The organism is Vibrio sp. 03_296 (assembly GCF_002265885.1).
The window spans coordinates 1-624 of sequence record NZ_NPKW01000398.1; the positions used below are offsets into that span (position 1 = coordinate 1).

General features: G+C 49.2%; 1 pseudogene. It reads left to right on the forward strand.

Annotated features, from left to right (window positions below):
- Nucleotides 1-112: 112 nt before the first annotated feature.
- Nucleotides 113-624 (forward strand): annotated as a pseudogene (locus CIK04_RS24925) (pyridoxal 5'-phosphate synthase); the annotation flags it as partial.

Consider the following 624-nt stretch of genomic DNA (forward strand, 5'->3'; position numbering starts at 1 on the left):
CTGGTGTCTGAGCATTGGAGCGAATCGCGCTTGTAACAACAGGCGGGCTTCAAGGCTTGAGTTTGAACACATTCGGGCGCACAATCGGCAAAAAATATGTGAAGGAGTGAAGATGGAACTTGCCGATATTCGCCGTGAATACACCAAAGGCGGCTTGCGTCGTAAAGATTTAAAAAACGACCCAATTGATCAGTTTAACTTTTGGCTAGAGCAAGCGATCAAGGCGAACTTGAGTGATCCGACGGCCATGACGTCGCGACCGTGGACAAAGATGGCATGCCTTTTCAACGTATCGTTTGCTGAAAATGTCGATAAAGATACGGCTTTGTGTTTTATACCAATTTGGGCAGCCGCAAGGCGCAGCACTTAGAGCACAACAGCAAGATCAGCCTTCACTTTCCTTGGCACCCGCTTGAGCGTCAAGTGCACATCACGGGGTGTGGCAGAAAAAAACTGACCGCAATGGAAAAACATGAAGTACTTCACTTCTCGCCCGAAAGAGAGCCAACTAGCGGCGATGGCCAGCCGTCAGAGCAGCCGAATTTCCGCTCGTGGCGTTCTCGAAGGTAAGTTTCTTGAGCTAAAACAAAAGTTTGCCAACGGTGAAATTCCGGTGCCGAGTTT